Annotated in this window: 19 protein-coding genes; 3 read left to right on the forward strand and 16 right to left on the reverse strand. The window is 65.9% G+C overall.

All coding sequences use genetic code 11. The features are described 5' to 3' along the window. Positions 1-8: 8 nt before the first annotated feature. Positions 9-1148 (reverse strand): tRNA guanosine(34) transglycosylase Tgt, encoded by a 1140-nt coding sequence (gene tgt, locus BQ7391_RS09640; RefSeq protein WP_075280392.1) that lies wholly within the window; start codon positions 1146-1148, stop codon positions 9-11. A gap of 227 nt (positions 1149-1375) precedes the next feature. After that, entirely contained in the window at positions 1376-1648 is a 273-nt protein-coding gene (locus BQ7391_RS09645; protein ID WP_075280393.1) for an HPr family phosphocarrier protein, read from the reverse strand. Between the two features lie 247 nt (positions 1649-1895). On the opposite strand from BQ7391_RS09645, the gene BQ7391_RS12390 reads away from it, so the two are divergent. Further along, positions 1896-3179 carry a coiled-coil domain-containing protein gene (locus BQ7391_RS12390; RefSeq protein ID WP_075280394.1) on the forward strand — a complete coding sequence of 428 codons (1284 nt, stop codon included), beginning with the start codon at positions 1896-1898 and terminating at the stop codon, positions 3177-3179. A 17-nt stretch (positions 3180-3196) separates the two neighbouring features. Here the strand turns inward: BQ7391_RS12390 and queA are convergent, their stop codons facing one another. The 4 genes from queA to BQ7391_RS09670 all read right to left on the reverse strand — a co-directional run bounded on the left by queA (position 3197) and on the right by BQ7391_RS09670 (position 7131). After that, positions 3197-4363 (reverse strand): tRNA preQ1(34) S-adenosylmethionine ribosyltransferase-isomerase QueA, encoded by a 1167-nt coding sequence (gene queA, locus BQ7391_RS09655; RefSeq protein WP_075280395.1) that lies wholly within the window; start codon positions 4361-4363, stop codon positions 3197-3199. Positions 4364-4652: 289 nt separating this feature from the next. After that, complete coding sequence (locus tag BQ7391_RS09660; protein ID WP_075280396.1) at positions 4653-5627, reverse strand: magnesium transporter CorA family protein; 975 nt, start codon at positions 5625-5627, stop codon at positions 4653-4655. 128 nt (positions 5628-5755) lie between these two features. Next, the gene (locus tag BQ7391_RS09665) at positions 5756-6346 is read right to left on the reverse strand and encodes an epoxyqueuosine reductase QueH (RefSeq protein WP_075280397.1); all 591 of its coding nucleotides are present in this window, start codon (positions 6344-6346) and stop codon (positions 5756-5758) included. 236 nt (positions 6347-6582) lie between these two features. After that, positions 6583-7131, reverse strand: a complete 549-nt coding sequence (locus tag BQ7391_RS09670) for a DUF3267 domain-containing protein (RefSeq protein WP_075280398.1) — start codon at positions 7129-7131, stop codon at positions 6583-6585. Between the two features lie 69 nt (positions 7132-7200). Here BQ7391_RS09670 and BQ7391_RS09675 point away from each other — a divergent pair, with 69 nt between their 5' ends. Both BQ7391_RS09675 and BQ7391_RS12395 read left to right on the forward strand, forming a co-directional pair. Further along, positions 7201-9228, forward strand: a complete 2028-nt coding sequence (locus BQ7391_RS09675; protein ID WP_075280399.1) for a class I tRNA ligase family protein — start codon at positions 7201-7203, stop codon at positions 9226-9228. A gap of 279 nt (positions 9229-9507) precedes the next feature. Continuing rightward, the gene (locus BQ7391_RS12395; protein WP_075280400.1) at positions 9508-10998 is read left to right on the forward strand and encodes a bifunctional alpha/beta hydrolase/GNAT family N-acetyltransferase; all 1491 of its coding nucleotides are present in this window, start codon (positions 9508-9510) and stop codon (positions 10996-10998) included. A gap of 172 nt (positions 10999-11170) precedes the next feature. Here the strand turns inward: BQ7391_RS12395 and BQ7391_RS09685 are convergent, their stop codons facing one another. From BQ7391_RS09685 to BQ7391_RS09730, 10 genes are all read right to left on the reverse strand, one after another. Further along, positions 11171-11734, reverse strand: a complete 564-nt coding sequence (locus tag BQ7391_RS09685) for a hypothetical protein (protein ID WP_075280401.1) — start codon at positions 11732-11734, stop codon at positions 11171-11173. A 574-nt stretch (positions 11735-12308) separates the two neighbouring features. Continuing rightward, the gene (locus BQ7391_RS12040; protein ID WP_083662187.1) at positions 12309-14330 is read right to left on the reverse strand and encodes a helix-turn-helix transcriptional regulator; all 2022 of its coding nucleotides are present in this window, start codon (positions 14328-14330) and stop codon (positions 12309-12311) included. Positions 14331-15496: 1166 nt separating this feature from the next. Next, on the reverse strand, positions 15497-16888 hold the full coding sequence (locus tag BQ7391_RS09695) for a sensor histidine kinase (RefSeq protein WP_129583956.1): 1392 nt from the start codon (positions 16886-16888) through the stop codon (positions 15497-15499). A 51-nt stretch (positions 16889-16939) separates the two neighbouring features. Next, positions 16940-17620, reverse strand: coding sequence for a response regulator transcription factor (locus tag BQ7391_RS09700; RefSeq protein ID WP_075280404.1), 681 nt, complete (start codon positions 17618-17620; stop codon positions 16940-16942). Positions 17621-17658: 38 nt separating this feature from the next. After that, positions 17659-18354, reverse strand: a complete 696-nt coding sequence (locus BQ7391_RS09705) for a phosphate signaling complex PhoU family protein (RefSeq protein ID WP_075280405.1) — start codon at positions 18352-18354, stop codon at positions 17659-17661. Further along, complete coding sequence (gene pstB / locus BQ7391_RS09710; RefSeq protein ID WP_075280406.1) at positions 18354-19148, reverse strand: phosphate ABC transporter ATP-binding protein PstB; 795 nt, start codon at positions 19146-19148, stop codon at positions 18354-18356. Before pstB ends, BQ7391_RS09705 begins: the two co-directional genes overlap by 1 nt. An 11-nt stretch (positions 19149-19159) precedes the next feature. Then, the gene (locus BQ7391_RS09715; RefSeq protein ID WP_075280407.1) at positions 19160-19966 is read right to left on the reverse strand and encodes a phosphate ABC transporter ATP-binding protein; all 807 of its coding nucleotides are present in this window, start codon (positions 19964-19966) and stop codon (positions 19160-19162) included. After that, positions 19963-20889 carry a phosphate ABC transporter permease PstA gene (gene pstA, locus BQ7391_RS09720; protein WP_075280408.1) on the reverse strand — a complete coding sequence of 309 codons (927 nt, stop codon included), beginning with the start codon at positions 20887-20889 and terminating at the stop codon, positions 19963-19965. Before pstA ends, BQ7391_RS09715 begins: the two co-directional genes overlap by 4 nt. After that, positions 20882-21781: a phosphate ABC transporter permease subunit PstC gene (pstC, locus tag BQ7391_RS09725; protein WP_075280409.1), complete on the reverse strand. Its 900-nt coding sequence runs from the start codon at positions 21779-21781 to the stop codon at positions 20882-20884. Before pstC ends, pstA begins: the two co-directional genes overlap by 8 nt. 71 nt (positions 21782-21852) lie before the next feature. Then, positions 21853-22794: a phosphate ABC transporter substrate-binding protein PstS family protein gene (locus tag BQ7391_RS09730; protein ID WP_075280410.1), complete on the reverse strand. Its 942-nt coding sequence runs from the start codon at positions 22792-22794 to the stop codon at positions 21853-21855. Positions 22795-22998: the final 204 nt, after the last annotated feature.

The raw sequence follows: 22998 nt of genomic DNA on the forward strand, positions 1-22998 counted from the left end.
CCCCGCGCCTACCAGTCCTGCGCCGCCGCGGACGCCATCCAGTCCTCGACGAAGGCGGCATAGGTCCCCGCCATGATGGCCTCGCGCGCGCGGCGCATGAGGTCGAGCAGGTAGTAGACGTTGTGCTGGGAGATGAGGATCGAGCCGAGCATCTCCTTCTGGCGCACGAGGTGGTGCAGGTAGGCGCGCGAGAAGCCCCCCGTGCAGGTGGGGCAGGAGCACGCCGGGTCGAGCGGGCCGTGGTCGTGGGTGAAGCGGGCGTGTCGGAAGTTCAGGCGACCCTCGCTCGAGAACGCTGAGCCGGTGCGTGCCGTGCGCGTGGGCAGCACGCAGTCGAACATGTCCACGCCGCAGGCGACGCCGCGCACGAGGGTGGTGGGGTTGCCGACGCCCATGAGGTAGCGAGGCTTGTTGCGCGGCATGTGCTCGGAGACGAGCGGGGCCAGGGACTCGAACATCGTCTCGTGGTCCTCCCCCACCGAGTAGCCGCCGATGCCGTAGCCGGGGAAGTCGCCGATCTCCTCAAGGTGGCGCAGGGAGCGGAGGCGCAGGTCGAGGTGCATGCCCCCCTGGACGATGCCAAAGAGGGCCTGATCGGGGCGAGCGTGCGCCGCGTAGCAGCGCTCCGCCCACAGGCTTGAGAGCTCGACGGAGCGCTCCACCTTGGAGCGCGGCGCGGGATAGCCAACGCACTGGTCGAGCTGCATCACGATGTCGGCGCCGAGCTTCTGGGCGATCGCCATGTTCTCCTCGGGCGACCACTCGACCCAGCGCCCGTCGTAGTCCACGGCGCGGAAGCGCACCCCGTCGCGCGAGAGCCTGAAGAACTCCTCGTGGGAGAAGACCTGGAATCCGCCCGAGTCGGTGAGGATCGGACGGTCCCAGCACATGAAGTCGTGGAGGCCCCCCATCTCGGCGACGAGGTCGGCGCCCGGGCGCATGGAGAGGTGATAGGTGTTGGCGAGCAGGATCTTGGTGCCCAGCTGCTCGAGCGTGGACGGGAGCAGCCCCTTCACCGTGGCCTTGGTCCCCACCGGCATGAAGATCGGCGTGGGGACGTCGCCGTGGGGGGTGTGCAGGACGCCCGCGCGCGCGTGCGTCCCCGGGTCCTCGGCGAGGACTTCGTACTTGAACAGGCTCGTATCCACGGCTTCCTCCGCTCGCGTGGGGAGGTCGCCGAGAAGAACCGTGTGACCCGACGCTCGGACAGCTTCGCCGCAAAGAGCGCGGCTGCAGAACTCGCGGCGGGTCACACGGTTCTTCTCGGCGACCTCGCGGTCGCAACTTGGCGTGCCCATCCTACACAAAAGGACCCGGCGTCGCAGTGACGCCGGGTCGAACCATCGAGAAAAGGTGATGGGGTGTCGCCGATCGACTACTCGCCGAAGCCGGAGTCGATGAGGGCGATCAGGGCGTCCAGGGCCTCCTGCTCGTCGGCGCCGTCGCAGGCGACCTCGACCTTGGTGCCGGTGCCGAGGCCGGCGGCCAGGATCATCATGATGGACTTGGCGTTGACAGGAGCGGAGTCCTTGTCGACGTTCTTGATGGTGACGTTGCACTGGTACTTCTTGGCCTCGGTCACGAAGACGGACGCGGGACGGGCGTGAAGGCCGGTGGCGTTGATGATGCTCGTCTGCTTAGAAACCATGTTGCGGACTCCCTTTCCAAATACTCCAGAACAATCGGGGACGTCTGCATCCCCTCTGAGAAACACATAGCACATCCTAGCAAACAAGAGACGCGTTGACGCCAAACTTCTGGCCAAGGGTGCAATCTCTGGGGATAAGCGGAATCAGGGCGGGCGGCGGGCGGTCGTGCGAGACAATGTCGATGGCGGCATCGCCGTCGCACGAGACAGCGCGCCGCGAGCGCTCGCGGCTGAGAGGAGCGGACCCATGGCACACGAACCCGAGGAGCGGAAGAACGCCAAGGAGACGGACGCGCCGGCCGACGCGCCGACGACCGGCCTTGCCGCCTCCCCCGAGGCTGACGCCGCCGAGGGGCACGGCTCGCCGAAGGCGCTCGACGCCGCGCTCGGGGCGGCGCGGGACGCCGCGGGGACGGCCGCCACGGCCTTCATGAACGGGCTGTCCGCCGTCAAGGACGTCCGCGAGGCCGCGCGGCGGCACGGGTCCGCACGCGCGCGGCTCCGCGAGCTGCGCGAGACGCTCGAGGCCGACGAGGCGGAGCTCGCCCACCGCGAGGAGGTGGAGGCCCGCTACGAGGACATCCTCCGCGAGCAGGGCGCCATCGTGTCGGAGGCCAACGAGGCGCTCGTGGCCGAGCAGGGCAAGGTCGAGCGGCTCGAGGAGGAGGCGAAGGCCCTCGAGGACCGGCTCGCGCGCACGAGGCGTGACCACGAGCAGGAGCTGCGGCCCTACAAGCGGCTCGCGGACTCGGCCCGGGAGCGCCACGACGAGGCGAGCCGCGTCGTGGCCGAGGCCAAGCGCGCCGTGAAGACCGCGGAGGGGCAGCTGAAGAGCGCGACCGACCGCAGGGAGCAGGGCATCGCCGCGGCAAACCGCGCGGTGGACAGCTCCCAGGCACGACTGCGCAAGGTGCAGGAGGAGCTCAGGCGCGCGCAGGAGGCCGACCCCTCCTCCAATGCCGTGACCCAGCTCAAGAACGAGATCGTGACCGAGCTCGCCCACGTGGAGGCCGCCCGCTCCGACGTCGACGCCACCACGCACGACGCCCAGGAGGCGGTCGACGCGGCGAGCACGCACCTCTGGACCCAGAAGCAGTCCCTCGAGAGCGCCCAGCGCGAGGCGGACGACGCCCGCAGGGAGTACGAGGAGAAGAAGGGCGAGTACGACGGGCTCCAGGCCAAGGCCAGGGCCGAGGAGAAGGCGCTCGAGGAGCAGATCTCCGCCGCGCGCGAAGGCGCGGAGGAGGCCAAGGCCGCCTACGACGAGGCCGCCGAGCGGCACGACGGAGCGCAGGCGCTCATCGACGAGGCGGAGGAGATCCACGCGACGCCCGAGGTGACCGCCGAGCTCCGCGAGAGCATCGAGGGGCTCCGCGCCCAGATCTCCGACCAGGAGACCGTCGTCGAGGGGCTCTCGGAGGCCGAGCGCGGCCTCCGGGCGCGCACGCGCCGCGAGCGCGTCGCGTTCGGCGCCGTCATCATCGCCGTCGCGCTGGTCCTTGTCCTGATCGTCGTCCTTATCGTTCTGTAGCGAGGCCCCGGGGCGCCCTACTCGATCAGCATCGCGTCGCCGAAGGAGAGGAAGCGGTAGCGCTCATCGATGGCGGCGTTGTAGGCGGCCATGATCTGGTCGCGCGTGGCGAAGGCCGAGACGAGCATCATGAGCGTGGAGCGCGGCACGTGGAAGTTCGTGATCATGGCGTCCACCACATGGAAGTGCGAGCCCGGCATGAGGTAGAGGTTGGTGGTGGCGTTCTCGCGCGCGACGATGTCGCCGACGCCGGCAGCCCCCTCGAAGCGACGCGCCGCCACGGGCGGCTCGCTCGGCGCGGCGCCCGGCTCCCAGGCGCTCTCCAGCGAGCGCACGGACGTGGTCCCAACCGCGATCACGCGATGGCCCGCCGCCTTGGCGGCATGCACGGCGTCGACGACCTCCTGGGGCACGTGGTAGCGCTCGGTGTGCATCACGTGCTGGGTTGGGTCATCCTCCGTGACCAGGCGGAAGGTGTCGATGCCCACCTCGAGCTCGACCGTCGCCCAGCCCACGCCCTTCTCGCGAATCCGCTCGATGAGCTCGGGCGTGAAGTGGAGGCCGGCCGTCGGCGCCGCGGCGGAGTGCTCCTCGCTCATGGCGTAGACGGTCTGGTACTTCTCGGGGTCGCCCTCGTACTGGGTGATGTAGGGAGGAAGCGGCACGTGTCCGGCAGCGTGGATCGCCTCGTCCAGGGTGCGCGGCGTGCCGTCGTCCTTCTCGCCCGCCGGCGAGAAGCGCACGAGGCGGCCGCCCTTGCTGCCCTCGACGAAGTCGACGATCTCCCCCGTGAGCACGACCGGCGCGGACTCCGGGGCGTGCAGGCCGCCGGCGCGGTACTCGATCACGATGCCCGGCTGGCGGAGGCGCTTGCCGGGGTTGACCAGGCACTCCCAGACGCCGCCGAGCGGGTCCACGTCCTCGCGGCGCTTGAGCAACAGCGTCTCGCAGACGCCGCCCGTGCCGCGCTTGCGGCCCACGAGGCGCGCCGGCATGACGCGCGTGCGGTTGGCCACGAGCAGGTCACCGGGCTCGAGGTAGTCGACGATGTCCGTGAAGCGACGGTGCTCGACGGAGCCGTCCTCGCGGTGCAGCACGAGCAGGCGGCAGGAGTCGCGCGGCTCGGCCGGGGCCTGGGCGATGAGCTCGTCGGGGAGCGGGTAGTCGAAGTCATCGGTGCGCATGGGTTCCTCCTTGGTCCAGCGCACTACGATAGCACGCGCGGGCCGCCCGGCGTGAGGGTACGGCGCTCAGACAGCTTCGCGCGCACAGAACGCGCGCTGCAGAACTCGCGGCGGACCCTCACGCCGGGCGCCGTGCCCGCCGCCGCAATCCCAGGCGGACTGGACGGGGCGCTCTCAATGTGGGGGGCACTCCCGGAGGGCACTCGATGCGCCCGAGGCATCTACCTGCAAATTTGAAGAGCGCACGCGCGAGTGCTCCCAGCGAGTGCGGCCCGCATGGGAAACGCCGCTAGTGCCAGAGGCCCTTGCGGTTGAAGATCCAGGCGGCAACGAGGCAGCCGACCACGGCGATCAGAAGCGGGAACGCCCAGTTGTCGAGCAGCGCGACGCCCTCGAAGGGCAGCTCCACGTTCATGCCGTAGAAGCCGAAGATGATGTTGGGGATGGCCATGACGATCGTGATGACCGAGAGCACCTTCATCACGATGTTGAGGTTGTTCGAGATGATGCTCGCGAAGGCGTCCATCGTGCCGGAGAGGGTGCCGGAGTAGATGTTGGCCATCTCGATGGCCTGGTGCACCTCAACGAGCACGTCCTCGAGAAGGTCCTGGTCGTCCTCGTAGAGCGGGATGATGCGACCCTGGGCGATCTTGTTGAGCGTCACCTCGTCCGACTTGAGCGACGTCGAGAAGTACACGAGCGACTTCTCGAGGTTGAGCATCTGGATGAGCTCCTCATTTCGCACCGAGGCGTGCAGGCGCGCCTCGGTGCTGGAGGAAAGGCGGTCGATGCGGCGCAGGTAGACGAGGTAGAGCTGCGAGATGTGCAGCAGCATCTGCAGCAGGAAGCGCGTGCGGTAGCGCGTGTCAACGTTGCGGACGCGGCCGCTCTTGAGGTCGTCCACGACCTCGTTCTCCAGAATGGAGATGGTGGCGAACATGCCCTTCTCGGGAAGGAAGATCATCGTGAGGGGCATGGTGTCGTACGTGAGCGGGAGTGAGGTGCGCACCGTGGTGCCGTCCTCGTCCACGACCGGGTAGTCCACGATGACGAAGATCTGGCGCGCGTCCTCGTCGTAGTCGATGCGCGAGGTCTCCTCCTCGTCGAGGGCGGAGCGCACGAACTCCGGCAGGACGCCGATCTCGTGCTCAAGCCACGCAAGCTCCTCCTCCGACGGAGCCACGGCGTTGATCCAGCACCCCGGACACGGGGCCTCCACTCTCGTAATGGTTCCGTTTGCGCCGGTCATCAGGCACTCGATCATTTTTCCACCGTCCTTCTCGCGAGTCGGGTCCAAAATGCCCTCCCACGTTAGCCCAAAAGGCTCAGCGGGACGAGAAGGAACGGTCGACCTTGTTAAATCCTTACACGGAGGGCGGATCCCACCGGCAATCAGGCCCGCCGAGCGGCCTTGGCGCGCTTGCGGGCGTCGCGCGCCTCGTGGCGCTCGATGGCGGCCTCGGCGGCGGAGAAGCGGCAGCCGCAGTAGTTCTGGCGGTACATACCCAGCTCGCGGGACTCGCGCGTGGCCTCGGGGTAGTGCGGGCGGAAGTCGCGCCAGACGGGCGTGAGGCCGTAGCGGGGCGCCAGCGTGGCGAGGATCTCCCCGCAGGCCTCGAAGAGCTGGTAGGGGGAGACCACGAGCGTCGTGGACACGTACTCGAAGCCCCGATCGCGCGCGACGCGGCAGGCCTCGGCAAGGCGCAGCGCGTAGCAGGCCCGACAGCGCCGCGCGCGGTCGAAGCCCGCCGGAGTCGCGGCGGCCTCCCACGCGCCGCGGTCGTCGCCGGCGACGATCACGCCCACGTGCGCCACCCCGTCAGCCCAGGTGCGAAGCGTGTCCAGCCGGCGCTGCCACTCGGAGACGGGCTGGATGTTGGGGTTGGTCCAGCAGATAGTGGGCTCGAAGCCTTCCGCGCGCAGCAGCCTCACCGGCTCGAGCGAGCACGGCCCGCAGCAGGCGTGGAGCAGAAGCGGCGTCATGTCGGTACCCCCATCCCGTCAAGAGGGCCATCCGGGTCGGCCCGGGGCGTCTTTTCGCCGCCTGAGGCCGCGAAATCTCGTCCTCGGCCGCGCGGCTTCGTTTGCAGTGTACTTTTTAGACGACCCCATGAGTATACCTGCGAAACTGGCGCGTAAATCCCCAGCTAGATAAATGTTATCATTTTAGTAGTACTTACGACGCCCTCAAATAAATGCACCACAAACGAGGCGGACGGTCAGCGACTCCCGTCTCGCGGGCAAAAGAGCAGGTCGATCCCCGTCTCCGTGTCGCGAACGTGCGTGCATCGCGGCTCGCGCAGCGAGGCGGCGGCCATGATGAGGTCCCCGGCGCACCCGGAGAGATGGATCCCCGCCAGCAGGACCGCCAGCACAGGGCTGCCCGCCACGAGCGAGGCCGCGAGGACGCAGCCGGTCACGAGCAGCGCCGGCGCCACCAGCACGGCAACCATCCTCCCGCGGGTGGCAACCACGCCGTCGGTCCGCGTGTAGAGGAACGCGCCCTGAACGCCGAACGAGACGCGGCAGCCCGGGCAGAGCAGCTTGAAGCACGCGGCGTGAACGAGCTCGTGGACGGGGAGCGGAACGAGGCAGCCGGCCGCAAGGCCCAGCCACCACCAGGGCCAGGTGACCTCGCCGAGGCCGCAGATCAGCGCCACGAGCACGGCGGCGACGGCGGTCGTGCCCATGAGGGCGAGCGAGAGGGCCATGATGCGCGCCTGGAGGGCCTCGTCGCCCAGGACGTCTATGACGGCTATCTTTTGCATGTGGCCATGGTACCCCATGCGAAGAAGTGCCAAAATGAGAAGGCTGCACCCAGACACGAAGGAGCACCCATGCCCGAGACCTCCTCTCGCCCGAGCTTCCCCCGCCGCGCGGTCATCACCGGCGGCATGCCCTACGGCAACAAGAATCTGCACTTCGGTCACATCGGCGGCGTCTTTGTCCCCGCCGACTTCTTCGCGCGGTTCCTCCGCGACCGCATCGGCGCGGAGAACGTGATCTTTGTCTCCGGCACGGACTGCTACGGCTCCCCCATCGCCGAGGGCTACCGCAAGAAGGTCGAGAACGAGGGCTACGCCGGCACCATCGAGGACTACGTCCGCGTGAACCACGACGCCCAGAAGGCCGCGCTCGACGCCTACGGCATCTCGCTCGACCTCTTCGCCGGCTCCGGGCTCGAGCCCGCGCGCGACGTCCACGCCCGCCTCACCGACGAGCTCATCCGCCGCCTCCACGAGCGCGGCTACCTGCACCGCCGCACCACGCGCCAGTTCTTTGACGTGGAGGCCGGCACCTTCCTCAACGGCCGCCAAGTCCAGGGCCGCTGCCCCGTGCGCGGCTGCAAGTCCGAGAAGGCCTACGCCGACGAGTGCGACCTCGGCCACCAGTTCGACCCCGAGGAGCTGATCGCCCCCGTCTCTCAGCTCACCGGCACCACGCCAGAGCTCCGCCCGGTGGACAACTGGTACTTCGACCTGCCTGCCTTCCGCGAGGAGCTCGAGCGCCTCATGGACGAGTGGGACGTCGACCCGCAGGTGCGCGCCGTGGTCACCAAGACCGTGCGCGAGAGCCTCGTCGACCCCGTGATCTACGTCCAGACCAAGTTCCGCGAGGCCTACGACGCCGTCGCCGCGGAGCTTCCCGAGCACACGCTCGCGGAGGCCGAGAAGGGCCAGCAGTCCTTCTCGCTCACCTTCTCCGGCTGGGAGGCGCGCGACGAGGCGCGCGAGAAGCTCGACGCCGCGGGCGTGCGCTTCCGAACGGGCAAGTGTCTGCTGCCGCTGCGCATCACCGGCAACATCGAGTGGGGCGTGCCCGCGCCGGACCTCGAAGGCAGCTCCGGGCTCACCGTGTGGGTGTGGCCCGAGAGCCTGTGGGCGCCCATCTCCTTCACGCAGACGGCGCTCGGCCTCGCCGAGGACGGCCGCTACTCCAGCCGCGACTGGCGCGACTGGTGGTGCTCCGAGGACGCGCGCGTCTACCAGTTCATCGGGCAGGACAACATCTACTTCTACTGCGTGGCGCAGCCCGCGCTCTGGGAGGCGCTGGGCTGGGGTCTCACGCAGGACGTCCCCGTGGCCAACTACCACATCCTGTTCATGAACAAGAAGGCCTCGAGCTCCGGCAAGATCACCCCTCCCATGGCGGCCGAGCTGCTGGAGCACTACACCCCCGAGCAGCTGCGCGCGCACTGGCTCTCCCTCGGGCTGGACCAGAAGGCCGTCTCCTTCAACCCCAAGGCCTTCGACACCTCCGTCAGCCACAAGGACAAGGCGACCGGCGAGGACGTGCTCGTGCGCGACGACCCGCGCGTGGTTGACCCCGCCCTCAAGGAGAGCGCCTTCCTGACCAACATCTTCAACCGTCTGGCGCGCAGCTGCTTCTACGGCGCCGCCAACGTGTGCGACGCGCACCTGCCCGCGGCGACGCCGTCCGCCGAGGCCGCCGAGGCCGCCCGCGAGGCGACGCTGGAGTTCGAGCGCCGCGCCTACGAGTTCGACGCCCATGGTGCGCTGGCGGTGGCCGAGGAGTTCTGCCGCGCCGCGAACAAGCGCTGGGACGAGGCCTCCAAGGCCGCGCGCGGCGACGACGCCGCCTACGAGGCTGCGCTCGCCGATGCCTTCGTCGCCCTGCGCACGACGGCGCTGCTCATGCACGCGTGCGTGCCCGCGGGCTGCGAGAGGATCTGCGGGCACATGGGCTTCTCTCCCGAGCTGTTCTTCTCCTGGGAGCACGCGTTCGAGGGGCCCTCGGAGCTGGCCGCCGCGCTCGGCGAGACGCCCGCGGAGCATGCCATCGTACCCCTGCCCCCGCGCTTTGACTTCTTCGAGAAGCACCCCTCGCAGGTCAAGGGCAGGTAGCGAGAAGGACGTCACCGCACCGCACCGCCAGAAACCGTCGCGACGCCCCCGCAGAGCGAAGTTGCGGGGGCGTCGCGACGTTTTTCCCACCACTTCTGTCGCAATACCCCCGCAGCGCAGCTCTGCGGGGGCGTCGCGACGTCTGGCGCGGCCTGGGTGTCGCGAGTCCCCGGCACCCAGGCCAAGCGGAGGGCTCGCGACGTTTTTCGTCGGGCCGCGGCCAGACGGAAGCAGCCCCCGGTCTATCATGGTCAGAGACCAACGTGAGAAGGAGCCCCCATGCCCGTCGAGTTTCCGCCCGTGCACGTCCCGCGCCCGTACGCGCTTCCCGCCACCGCGCTCGCGGCGCGCGTCGAGGTCCCGACGGAGGACGGCGCCGCCATCGTTGCCTGGACGTACGCACCTGAGGGCGTGGTAGACGCGCCGGGCACGCCCTTCGGCATAGACCTCTCCGCGCCGCCCGTGCTGATGCTCCACGGCAACGGGGAGGAGCACGGCATCTTTGGCCCCGTGATCGACGCCGTGTGCGCCTCCGGCCGCGCGGTCATCGCCCTGGACTCCCGCGCGCAGGGCCAGAGCACGCGCGGAACGGCCCCGCTCTCCTACGAGCTCATGGCCGCCGACGCTATCGAGGCGTGCGCCCGCCTCGGCGTGCCCGAGGTCCACGTGCTCGGCTTCTCCGACGGCGGCATCCTGGGGCTCCTCCTCGCACGGGACTGGGGCGCGCACGTGCTCTCCGTGACCGCGCTCGGCGCCAACCTCACCCCGGCCGGGCTACCGAAGGAGGACACCGACTGGATGGCGTACGCGGCCGCGGAGAACCGCCGCTGGGCGGCCGAAGGCGAGGAGGGCGCGACCCTCGAGGACGGCACGCCCGTGCCCTCCCCCGCCGAGTCCGCGCAGATCGCGGAGCTCCTGCAGCTCATGGTGGAGAACCCTCAGATAGACGCGGCGTCGCTCGCCTCCGTGAGCTGCCCTGTCACCGTGATGGTCGGTGAGTTCGACGAGATCCTCCCCGAGGAGACCGACCGCATCGTGGCGGCCATCGCCGGCGCCCGCAAGGTCGTGGAGCCCGGGATCGACCACAACCTGCCCAAGATGGCTCCCGCCGCCGTCGCGCGCGAGCTTCTGGCCACGGTCCAGAAGAACGATGTGCGGCACCCCCGCCGCGCCATCGAGCTGCCCGATGGCCTCGCCATCTGCCGCATCCCCGTCTCGGGCCGCTGGGCCGAGAAGCTTGACGGACTCTACCGCCGCGTGGACGCCGAGCCCGGGACCTCAGGCTGGGTGCAGGACGTGTGGCCGCCCGTCGGGATGGCGGCAGAGCTCCTGGCGACAGGCGCCTACTGGGGCGCCTTCGACGCCGCGGACGTGCGCGACGGCAGGCCGACGGACGACGCTGTCCTTCTCGGCGCGGTGGCCGTGGACCACGATGCGGACATGGGTGACGGCAGCGCCCCCGGGCACGGCTCCGGCCTCGGCGGCCCCTCATGGGCGAGGCGGGCCGAGAAGGACGTGGCGTGCTGGCACCTCCTCGCGGCAGACCCCGCCGCCCGCGGCCGTCACGTGGCCGACGCCCTTCTCGCCGCCGGCGTGCGCGGCGCGCGGGAGATCGGCGCCCGCACGGTGCGCCTCAACACGAGCGTGGCCAACGTGCCCGCAAACGCGCTCTACGCCAGCCGCGGGTTCATGCGGCACCGCCCGCTCTGGCTCCCCTACCCGGGGCTGCCCCTGCCCGGATGGACCAGCCTCTGGGAGCTGGAGCTGTAGCGCGTCCGGGGGGCCCCGCCTCTCGCGGCCCCGGCGCCTCCATATCAAATCTGGCCGCGGATTTCTGGCACTTTGGGACCCGTTTTGAGCCCGGAAAGTGCCGGAAATCCGCGGCCAGATTTGATATTCGCTCCCCAGCGGGAGCGCGTGGCGAGAAGGACGCGCAGCGCGCCTATGAGTTCACCAGCGTCTCCCACGCCAGATCAAACGCTGACTGACCCCGCACGAGCATGTCGTGACCCCAGTCAACGTTGCGCCAACGATCGCCGCTCTTAAGTTCGATCCACATGCCATCTCGATAGGAAGGCATCTCGAGGGAGTCGGTAAGGTACGCTTCGCGTAGGTCGACCGCGCCGTCATCGCCATCCCATTCAAAGATGACGACCCACCATGTGTCGCCGTCCTTCTCACCCACCTCGACCGACGCTGCACGGTCAAAGTAGCCGAACATCGTCGTCAGCTCTTCCGATTTCGACGCATCGAAGAGGTCGCACGTCATCGTCTCCATGATGCTCTCGTCGGCCTCTATCGGCTGCTCGTGCTCTTCGTCATCTTTCGGCACTTCAGCCTCGTCGGATACTGTCGGCTCCTCTGAGCTCACGTTGTCTTCAGCAATTGGCTCGTTTGCGCTGTCGTCCGTGGGCTGCGTTCCTGCCCCGCCGGAAGCGCAGCCCGCCAGCGCAAGGGACACGGCAAAGATGCCGCAGACAATACTCAGTTTCAAACGCATGGTCATTGCTCTTCGCCTTCCCACTTACCAGCTAAACATCGCAACATTAGTGCAGACAATCATTTTTCCCGAGGTACTCGTAAACCTGAAGCTATAGCTGCCCGGCCCTACACCAGTCCATTCCGCTCGCACAAAGCCACTGGCATTAAGCGTCGCAGAACCCCTAGATCGCGAGCCTTGATAGAGTGTCACGACAAAAGAGACTCCCGAGGCAGAAGACACTGTTGCGTTGAGTTCAATACCTATATTATTTCCATCAAAATAGTAGTTACCTGTCTCAAAGATGCTTTCAAACTGAAAGGAAGATGCATACCAAGATCTTTCCGCAGAAATCTCGGATGACATCTCATATGAAACTGTTGGAACGACCTCTTCCATTGCCTGTGCAAGCGCCCTCTGGGGATGTGCAAGAACTCCAAGCGCCGTCAGCCCGATTGACGCCAAAAAGCTCCGTCGAGACAGTGCAGCGCCCATTGTCAACCTCACTCCCATTGCCAGACCTTCATTTATGGGGACATTAGGATAGGACACGCACCCCGTCTGTCATTTCTAGCGTTGCATCCATGCAGCAAGGTGCCATTTATCTCCATTTCTTCAAATCGGAAAGGGTGTCGAGACCCAAAACTTTACACGCGCGCGATCGATAAGCTCTTACTGTACCAGGGGCCAAATAGAGCGTGGAAGCAATTTCATCACTTGTCTTGCCCTCCAAAGTCAGCACAACAACTTTGGCCTGCAGCTCGCTCAACCCTTTGGACAGAAGAAAGGCTTCCTGGACATGGCCGTCACAAATCCTGCCCTCATCTCCATCCTTATAATGAAAAACTCGAACTCCCACCAACACCAATAGAACAGCTATAAATATCCGGGGAGTCAGCCAACATAGCTCCGTGAAGCGTTCCGTAAGTAATACATCCAGTGAGTACACACTCCTCTCAAGTGTAAAAAGATGTAATCCCACCCCAACAAGCGCAACATGATAAGGACGCCTCAAGAACAGCTCATCTACCCCCTTTAGAAAAAGCCTCGGCACCGACTTCAAGCCTCCGAGATCCCGACAAGAGCCACCGCAAAACGCACCGAGCGCAACAATCGCGCATATCATTCCCAGCATGGCCCAGCCACGCCACACCATCCAATCGAAAAGCAAGATAGGAATCTCGAACCCGGAAAAGGGCCAGAGCCATGCCATGGACACCACCCAGCCAGCCGCCAAGAAGCCCAATGCCGTAAAAACCACTCGCAGCATCTCGTCCTTATCGCGTGGCGTGCCGTCTGTAGCATCGAAACACAATCCCTCCCGCTGAACCCACGTCCAACGAGCAATGCCGCCCACCAAGAATATACTGCCCACAAGATAGGGGGCAATCTCTCCTACCTCCATTCCGTAAGGCGGAAAACTGAGCGACACATAATTCGGCGGTATATATGCCAGCAGAACAATTATGATGAGGTAGGCTACGATGCGAGCCCGCTTCGACAGACATATCTCCTGCCCATCAACCTCAGGAGACGCCACCTCGTCATCAACTGGTTTTTTGTTGCAACAGGACGCCCGCGCCACCAGTTCGATGAGCTCTCTCTTCTTTGATACGCCGAGCTTTCCGTATGCACGGTGACGATACGTCCCCACCGTAGATGCCGACAAATCATGTTTCTCGGCAATCTGCTGCAATGTCAGGCCATTAAGTGTATCTTCAACCACCTCTTGCTCACGGCTGGTAAGGCGATCTGCGCCTGAAAAACCCGTTAACGCAATCCGCGCGCGCTCTCGATTTAAGCTATGTCCTCTTGTGCCCGTAGCGGAGCGTGGCAGGACTGCTGACGCACACCAGAGCAGCGCGCATCCTACTCCAGTCAAAACTAAATACCCCCCTACAAGTAGAAATTCGACAGGAGGGAAGACCCCGGAAAACGTCACGAGGAAGGGGTTGGCCACCTCTGCCGCAGCTCTGAAGACAACAACACCCGTAAAAAGGGCGACCAAATCCATGAGACGAATACCGATCTTTGCCATTCGGGCACACGTTGCACAAAGCAAAATCCCAGATGCCAAGCACATCAGAACTCCCCAAGAATCGGGTGCGTATGCGGAGAACAGGTCTGGGACAGAAATAGCAATTCCAGTCAACATAGCTACGCAAGGCCAGAGTGCGGCTCCCAAAAATAATGCTGGAATGCGAACGGCGGGAATATTCTCCCTGACTGGGTTTTTCCACAACGTAACCAAAGCCCATCCCGTAAGAGCAAACGACTCGCTCGGCGTACGAAGCATCCCCCTGAAATTGAAGCATGTCACGCGCATCTGCCCAGGGAGCTGCATGCCAAAATGGAGGTAGACGAAATCGGCCAAAATCAGCGCTGCCCACGCAAGGGTCGCCGCTACGCCAAGCGCAACCGCCAAGCGCCGAGGCCATGCTTTCTGAGAAAGGGAGTAATGGCCTTCGCCAGTGGCAGCAACCAGTAAGAGCGCCACCAGAACCAGACAGACTGAAGTCACGTTCGAGGGCCCCGGAATAACGGGACCGAACCAACTTGTCTCGAAGAACCCGGGCATGGCACCTAAAATAAACGTCCAAATCATCCAAAGCAAGTCGCCCATGGCTCTCCCATCCTCCAGCAGAGCATCAATTAGCGAAAAGATATATCATGAGTTCATGGTAAGGGGCATCTCCAAGTTATTTATCCGTTCTTTTTTGATAGCTTCATCCAAGAGTCACGCCTACCAAATCATACAAAGTTGACTCCGCACATTAGCTTCACGCACCCCTTGCCTAGTTGAAATCCATGGCTACGTTACTAAATCATTTGCAGAGGAGCCTGCGCGACTGAACAGGCTCCTCCGCAAGTTTCATCTCTATCAAAGCGCACCATAGAAAGGTCTAGTTATGGGTCATTCCGATGAGCTCTTTCAAGGCTTACTCTGTGCGAGAAATGCTCTCAGCGGGAATTGTCACCGTCCTATAGGCGATGAGTTCCGGCCAATCAGTCCATCCTGAGTAGGTGACCCTTATGGCACTCGAAGGTATTCCGATGCAAATGGCGGCGGTCGACATCACGCTTCCGACTGTCAGATTATTTCCGCCCCCGTAGCGTGCCCCGTCAGTACTTCCGTATGGCGTTGTAAGGCTTGCGCTTCCACCATAATCGTAATTGCTGCTCTTATATACAGTCGTTCTGACCCAAAGCCAGTAGGACCCATCATACAGCCCCCGTCGCAGTTCAGTCAGACAATGCGAACTTGATATAGACGACAAGGTCCGAGACCCCGCCATGGAGACAGAGTGAGGGTCGATGGACCTCCCCGGTGTCGCCGCGTACTGCTCATCAGCCAACGCAACGGAAGGGGTTGATATGAGAAGCATTCCCGCTCCCAGTGCCGCCCCTATGAAAGCCCTTCTTGTGATGCATTCGTTGCTCATGTCATACTTCCTTTCATCAATCACCTTGCGATCGGGTTCAAATACCTCCTTTCACTTTCATGTAAGAGACTGAATATCGCTTAAAGCTCATGCTATTCATCCTCATCCGTTAAGAAGCTTGTCAGTCACTCTTCTGCAGCAACAGTGTTGCAGCGTGTCGCGTTTTACAAAGGAACGTAATACCTCACACCTCTTCTTATAAGTTTCTTTGACATTCCCACAGCATCAAATCTGGCCGCGGATTTCTGGCACTTTGGGGCCCGTTTTGAGCCCGGAAAGTGCCGGAAATCCGCGGCCAGATTTGATATCCCCTCCCCAGCGGGAGCGCGTGGCGAGAAGGACGCGCCTACTGCCTGGGGAACGTCACCGTGATCGTGGTGCCCTTTCCGACCGTGCTGTCGAGCCGGATGTCCGCACCGTGGTAGGTGGCGGCGTGCTTGACGATGGCCAGGCCCAGGCCCGTTCCGCCCATGTCGCGGCTCCGCCCCTTGTCCACGCGGTAGAAGCGCTCGAAAACCTTGTCCTGCGCCTCGGGCGGGATGCCGATCCCGGTGTCGCTCACGCGCAGGCAGGGGCGGCCACCCTGCGGCAGCACCCACACGAAGACGCGCCCGCCCGGGTGGTTGTAGCGGATGGCGTTCTCGATGAGGTTGCTCACGAGCTCGTCGAGCAGGCGCGCGTTGCCCATGATGGGCGTGGAGACGCCGGAGAGCGAGATCGTGACCTCGTACTTGCGCTGCGCCCTGCCCCGCAGGCGCTCGACCGCGTCGGACGCGACGGAGAGGAGGTCCACGCGCTCCGCAGCCCCGAAGACCTCGCGGTCGCCCGAGCGCTCCGACTCGTCGAGACGGGAGAGCGTGAGGATGTCGCTCACGAGCACGGACAGGCGATGGGCGTCCTTGTAGATCCGCCCGGCGAACCCCTGGACGTCCTCGGGCCGGGCGATGCCGTCGCGAATGAGCTCGGCCGCGCCCTGGACGGAGGCGATGGGCGTCTTGAGCTCGTGCGTCACGTTGGCGGTGAAGTCGCGCCGCATGTCGGCGGCGTCCTGGATGGCGTTCATGCGCTGCACCAGCTCCTTGTGCTGCTCGTTGAGGCGGCTCACGAGCGGGTCGAGCTCCTCGTAGGGCGCAACGCCGTCGCCGGACGCCGGGTCGATCTCAAGGATCGGCCGCACGAAGCGCCGGGAGAGCCGGCGGGAGACCACCCAGCTCGCCCCCACGAGCAGGACGGCCAGGCCGCAGAGCATCGCCAGGTCCTGGAAGAGGAAGGCGACGACCCCCGCGCGGTCGACGGACAGGCGGACCACCTCGCCCGACTCGAGCCGCACGGCCTCGTAGAGGCTCATGTACCCGACGGTGTCGCTCGATCGCTCGGAGGAGCCCGTGCCCTCGGCGAGCGCGGCGGCCACCTCGGGACGGTCGGCATGGTTGGGCAGCTCGACCGCGTCCGCCCCCGAGTCGTAGGTGACGGTGCCGTCGGGGCTGACGAGGGTCACGCGGATGTCGCCCATGTCCAGCTCGCCGAGGACGGTCGCGTCGTCCTCGGCGAGGTCAAGCAGCGAGGCGATGGTGCGGCACTCGCTCGCGAGCTGCTCGTGCTCGTCGGAGAGGAAGGCGGACTGGTAGATGAGGGAGGCCGCCGCGGTAACCGCGACGGCCACGAGGGCGCACGCCACGACGAGCGCCACGAACATGCGATGCGAGAGCGATCCTTTTGCACCGGGCTCCCGAGTCACGGCACCCCTCCTCAGATCATGACAAACGACCCGGACACCTTTGTCAGGCTATCACCCGCGGGCGCGGTATCCCACGCCGCGGACGGTCTCGATGAGGTCGGACGAGTCGCCGAGCTTGGCGCGGATCTGCTGCACGTGGACGTCCACGGTGCGCGACCCCCCGTCGAAGTCCCAGCCCCAGACGCGCTGGAGGAGCGTCTCGCGGGAGAACACCACGCCGGGAGAGTGCATGAGGAACTCAAGCAGGTCGAACTCGCGCATGGTGAGCTGGACCTCCTGGCCGCCGACCGCCACCTCGCGACGGTCGGGCCAGAGGGTGACGTCGCCAATCGAGAGCGCGGCGGGCTCCTCCCGCACCGCCTGCTCGCGGGCTGCACGACGCAGGAGGGCGCGCGTGCGGCTCACCATCTCCATCATGCCGAAGGGCTTGGAGAGGTAGTCGTCCGCGCCGGAGTCGAGCGCCCTCACGGCATCGAGCTCGGTGTCCTTGGCGGTGAGCATCATGACCGGAACATGGGAGAGGCCGGGGGTCCGGCGCAGGCGCGCCAGGATCTGGAGGCCGTCGGTGTCCGGCAGCATGATGTCGAGAAGGACGGCGTCGGGCGTGCGCTCGGCGCAGGCGCGGCGGAACTCGGCGTCATCGGCGCACCCGCGCGCCTCGATGCCGCCCTGGCCCAGCGCATAGACCGTGAGCTCACGGATGTTCTTGTCGTCCTCGACGTAGTAGACCACGCTGCACGCCTTTCCCTTCGCGTCCTCGACTCTCGATTCTACTGCTCCGCGGGAGTCTGCTGCTGGCTCGCCTTCTCGGCGACGGTGTGCTCCCCCGTCACGCGGAAGACCGCCCAGGCGGCGATGCGCTTGGCGAGGTCGCCCATCCGCTCGAAGTACTTTGCCACCATGAGCAGCTCGGGCAGGTACTGGGCGGACGACTTGCCGTCGCGGATGAGGCCCACGAGCTTCTCCTCCGCCTCGGCATAGAGGTCGTTCACGGCCGTGTCGGCCTCCATGACCTGCTGGGCCTTCTCCACGTCGGAGGTGCAGAAGGCGTCGACGGCCTTGTCCACCATGTTGGCCGCGTAGGCGGAGAGCGTCGTGAACTCCTTCTCGAGCTTCTTCGTGGCCTTGGCGGGGATGTCCTCGGCCAGAAAGACCGCGTCGCGCGTCATGGAGTCAATGTGAGAGAGGTCGCTCACCATGCGGAAGGACCCCGAGACGAAGCGCAGGTCGACGCCGATGAGCGGCTGCTGGAGCAGCATGATGTCGAGGCAGGTGTTCTCGATCGCGGAGCGCAGGCGGTCCTCCGCCTTGCGGCCCTCCATGACGCCCTCCGCGGCGCCCTTGTCCCCCGTCACGGCGAGGCCGGCGGCGCGTACGTCCGCTACGGTCTTCTCGCTGAAGCGGCGGATGAGGACCTCGACCTCGTTGAGCTGGTCGGTGAACTTGGTGCGAGTGCTGATGACCATTAGCTGAACCTCCCTGAGAGATACTCTTGCGTGCGCTGCTCCCTGGGGTTGCCGAAGAGCTCGCGCGTGGGGCCCTCCTCGATGAGCTCGCCCAGATAGAAGAAGGCGGTCTTGTCGGCCACGCGTGCGGCCTGCTGCATGTTGTGGGTGACGACGACCACGGTGTGATCGGTGGCGAGCTCGCTCATGAGCTGCTCGACCATGCTCGTGGAGATGGGGTCGAGGGCGGAGGTGGGCTCGTCCATGAGCAGGATGTCCGGGTCGGTGGCGAGCGCGCGGGCGATGCAGAGGCGCTGCTGCTGGCCGCCGGAGAGGCCGAGGCCGCTCTTGTTGAGATCGTCCTTGACCTCGTCCCAGAGGGCGGCGCGCGTGAGGCAGCGCTCGCAGATCTCGTCGCCCTCGGACTTGGAGATGCGGCGCTGGCGCTTAGGCCCGTAGAGGATGTTCTCGCGGATGCTCATGGGGAACGGGTTGGGGTGCTGGAAGACCATGCCCACGTAGACGCGCAGGGCGTTGGAGTCCATCTGGAAGATGTCCCGGCCGCCGAACTCGATCGTGCCCTCGGTGCGCACGGACTCGACGAAGTCGCACATGCGGTTGAAGGTGCGCAGCAGCGTGGACTTGCCGCAGCCGGAGGGCCCGATGAAGGCCGTGGCGCGGTTCTTGGGAATCTCGAGACTGACGCCCTTGAGCGCCTGGAAGTCGCCGTACCAGAGGTTGAAGTCTCGGATGCTGATGGCCGTCTCCACGCCCTCGATGCCGCGCTGGGCGTTCTGGGTGTTATCTGTGTCCATGATGCCTCCCATCAGCCGAAGCGGCCCGTAAGGTAGTCGACCAGGCGCTGGTCGTGCGGATCGGAGAAGATCTGCTGCGTGGTGCCCGTCTCCACCATGTCCCCCACGTAGAAGAAGGCGGTGCGGTCGGAGACGCGCGTGGCCTGCTCCATGTTGTGCGTGACGATGATCTCGCAGATGCCCGTGGAGGCGATGTCGCGGATGGTCTCCTCTATGGAGAAGGTGGAGATCGGGTCGAGCGCCGAGCAGGGCTCGTCGAAGAGAACGACGTCGGGCTTCATCGCGAGCGTGCGGGCGATGCACAGGCGCTGCTGCTGGCCGCCGGAGAGGGCGTGGGCCGACTGCTTGAGCTTGTCCTTGACCTCGTCCCAGAGCGCGGCCTGCCTGAGGGACGTCTCCACGAGCTCGTCCTCCTCGGCCTTGGTCCTCACGCGGCCGTGCTTCTTTGGCGCGAAGAGGATGTTCTCGCGGATGGACTTGCGGAAGGGCGTGGGCTGCTGGAAGACCATGCCGATGGACTTGCGCAGCTCGAAGAGGTTCTCCTTGGGCGTGTTGATGTCATGCCCGTGATAGAGGATCTCGCCGCCGATCGAGCACTTGGGGATCTCGCGGTTCATGAGGTTGAGGCAGCGCAGGAACGTGGACTTGCCGCAGCCCGAGGGCCCGATGAGCGCCGTGACCTGGCCGGCCTCGAAGGTGAGCGAGGTCTTGTGCAGGGCCTCGTGCGTGAGGTCGTAGGTGACGGTCACGTCCTTGGTGCGCAGCAGCGGCCCGTTCTTCTCGCCTGCCGGAGCTGCCGGGGTGATGATGTCGGTCATTCTGCGGTCAGCCTCCTCGAGAGGAGCTTGCCGAGCAGGCGGGCAAGCAGGTTGAACAGGAGCACGCAGGCGAGCAGGATGGTCGCCGTGCCCCAGACGATCTCCGTGGAACCGGCCGTGGGCTCGGAGGTGAGTCGCCAGATGTAGACGGCGAGCGAGCAGGCCGGGCGGAAGATGTTGAAGGGGTTGGTGGGGCTCAGGAAGTTGAGCGAGCCGAAGTTCAGGCGCGCGGGGGCGGACCCGGCGGTGAAGATCAGGGCCGCCGCCTCGCCGAAGACGCGGCCGGCGGAGAGCACGATGCCGGTCACGATCGCGGGCATGGCCGCGGGGAGAAGGACGTTGATCGTGGTCTCCCAGCGGGTGAGGCCCATGGCGAGGGCCGCGTCGCGCTGGCTGCGCGGGACGTCCTCGAGCGCCTGCTGTATGGTGCGCACCAGGATGGGGATGTTGAACATCGTGAGGGCGCAGGCGCCGGCGAGGATCGAGATGCCCCAGCCGAGGGTCACCACGAAGAAGAGGGACCCGAACATGCCGACCACGATCGAGGGCAGCGAGGAAAGCGTCTCGATGGCGGTCTTGGCGGCGGAGGTGACCCAGTTGTCGGGCGCGTACTCGACGAGGAAGATGGCCGCGCCGAGCGAGATGGGCACCGAGATGACGAGGGTCACGATCAGCATGTAGAAGGAGTCCCACAGCTGGTAGAGGATGCCGGGAGCCACGTCGTCGTTGTACGGGTTGGTGAGGAAGCCCGGGGTGAGCGCGCGACCGGCGCCGCGGGCGAGGATGTAGACGATGATGGCCACGACGAGCAGCATGACCAGGCCCACGATGACGGTGAGGATGCCGGTCGCGACCTTGTCCTGGGAGTTGATGCGCTTGACGTGGGCGTCCAGGGAGAGCGCGCGGCTGTTCTCGCTAGCCATTGGCCTTGGCCCCCTTCCTGCCGATGAGGTGGATGATCAGGATGAAGACGAGCGACATGGCGAGGAGGATCAGGCCGAGCGACCAGAGGGCGTGATAGTAGACCGAGCCCGAGGTCGCGTTGGAGAGGCCCGCCGTGAGCGCCGCCGTGAGCGTGGACGCCGGGTCGAGCAGGCCCATGGGCATGGAGCGCTCGACGCCGCCGATGACCATCTGGACGGCGAGCGTCTCGCCGAAGGCGCGCGTCATGCCGAGGATGACCGCGGTCATGAGGGAGGGCATGGCGCTCTTGAGCACGACGTGCCAGGTGGTCTGCCAGCGGGTGCAGCCGAGCGCGTAGGAGCCCTCGCGGTACTGGTTGGGCACGGCGCGCAGGGCGTCCATCGAGAGCGTGGTGATGGTCGGGAGGATCATGATGGCCAGCACGAGCGAGCCGGACAGGATGCCCGCCCCGGTGGGCGCGGCGTCGCCGAAGATGGCCTTCACGAGCGAGTTGATCACGTAGAGGCCGAGGACGCCGTAGACGACCGACGGGATGCCCACGAGCAGCTCGATGAAGGGCTGGAAGACGCGGCGGCCGAAGGACGGGGCGACCTCCACGACGAAGATCGCTGAGCCGATGGCCACGGGGAGCGCGAAGGCGGTGGAGAGCAGCGTGACGGCGAAGGAGCCCACGATCATGGGGAGCGCCCCGTAGCGCTCCTGCTCGGGGATCCAGTTCTGCCCGAAGAAGAAGTCGATCGGGTTGATGCCGTCAACGAAGAACGTGGTGAGGCCCTGCTGCGCCACCATGAAGATGAGCGTGACCACGACGAGCGCCACGAGCGCGACGCAGAAGCCCGTGATTCCCAGGCCAATGTTCTCGAGCCTCCGCTTGGGCATGAGGTTTGCCATGGAGGAGCCTTTCTCGTCAAGGAAGCGGCGGCGCCCCGGAAGGACGCCGCCGCAGGGAGGGTGGGTCAGGGCTAGGCAGCGGTGATGTTGCCCTCAGCGTCCTTCTTGACCTGCATGTCGGCCATGGGGATGAAGCCCTCCTCCACGACGGTGGAGGCGAAGTCGTCGGACATGATGAACTCGATGAAGGCCTGGGTCACGGCAGCCGTGGACTCGTCCTCGTCCTCGCGGGTGTACATGTGCTCGTACGCCCAGATGGTGAAGTCGCCGGACTCGACGTTGGCCTGCGTGGGCTCCACGCCGCCCACCGTGAGGGCCTTGATGCCGTCGCCCTCCATGTAGTTGAACGCGACGTAGGAGATGGAGCCCTCGGTGGCGGCAACCTGCTCGACGACGGTGCCCGAGGAGTCGACCTCGGCGACCGGGCGGAAGCTGTCCGGCGCGGTCTCGCCGCCGAGGACCGCCGCCTCGAAGGTGGCGCGGGTGCCCGAGCCGGCCTCGCGCTGGATGACCTGGATGGTGCCGTCGCTGCCGCCGACCTCGGACCAGTTGGTGATCTGGCCGAGGAAGATGCCCTTGAGCTGGTCGAGCGTGAGGTCGTCGACGTCGACGCCGGCGTTCACGATCGGGCCCATGCCCACGATGCAGACCTGGTTGTCGACGAGGCCCTCGCACTGGTCGGCCTCGAGCTTCTCCTCGGCGTAGACGTCGGAGCGGCCGATCTGGACGGAGCCCTCGGCGATCTGGGAGAGGCCCTGGCCGGAGCCGCCGGCCGCGATGGCGATGGAGACGTCGGGGTTGGCATCCATGAAGGCGTCGGCGGCCTTCTCCACGAGCGGCTGGAACGAGGTGGCGCCGGAGCAGGAGATGGAGCCGGAGAGCGTGGAGGCGGCGTCGCCGGTGGAGTCGGCGGCGGTGTCGCCGGTGCCACCGCAGCCCACGAGACCGAGGCCGGCCACGGCAGCGACGACGCCGGAGAGGCCGAGGAACTGACGACGAGAGATATCAGACATGGTTCTCCTTCCCAAGGATGTAGGCCTGGGGTCCCCGACCCCCGGCCGTGTCAAGTGCATCCTAGGGCGGCGCGTTCCGCCCGCCGCCCTGATCGGTCATCTCTTACGGGCGGCTGACGGCGGCTTACATTTGACTTACAAACGCTGGCACGTTTGTAAACTCGCGCCGAGGCAAGCTTACAATTGCCGCCGAGCTGGGGTTTT

Source organism: Thermophilibacter provencensis, from assembly GCF_900128445.1.
Classification (GTDB): domain Bacteria; phylum Actinomycetota; class Coriobacteriia; order Coriobacteriales; family Atopobiaceae; genus Thermophilibacter; species Thermophilibacter provencensis.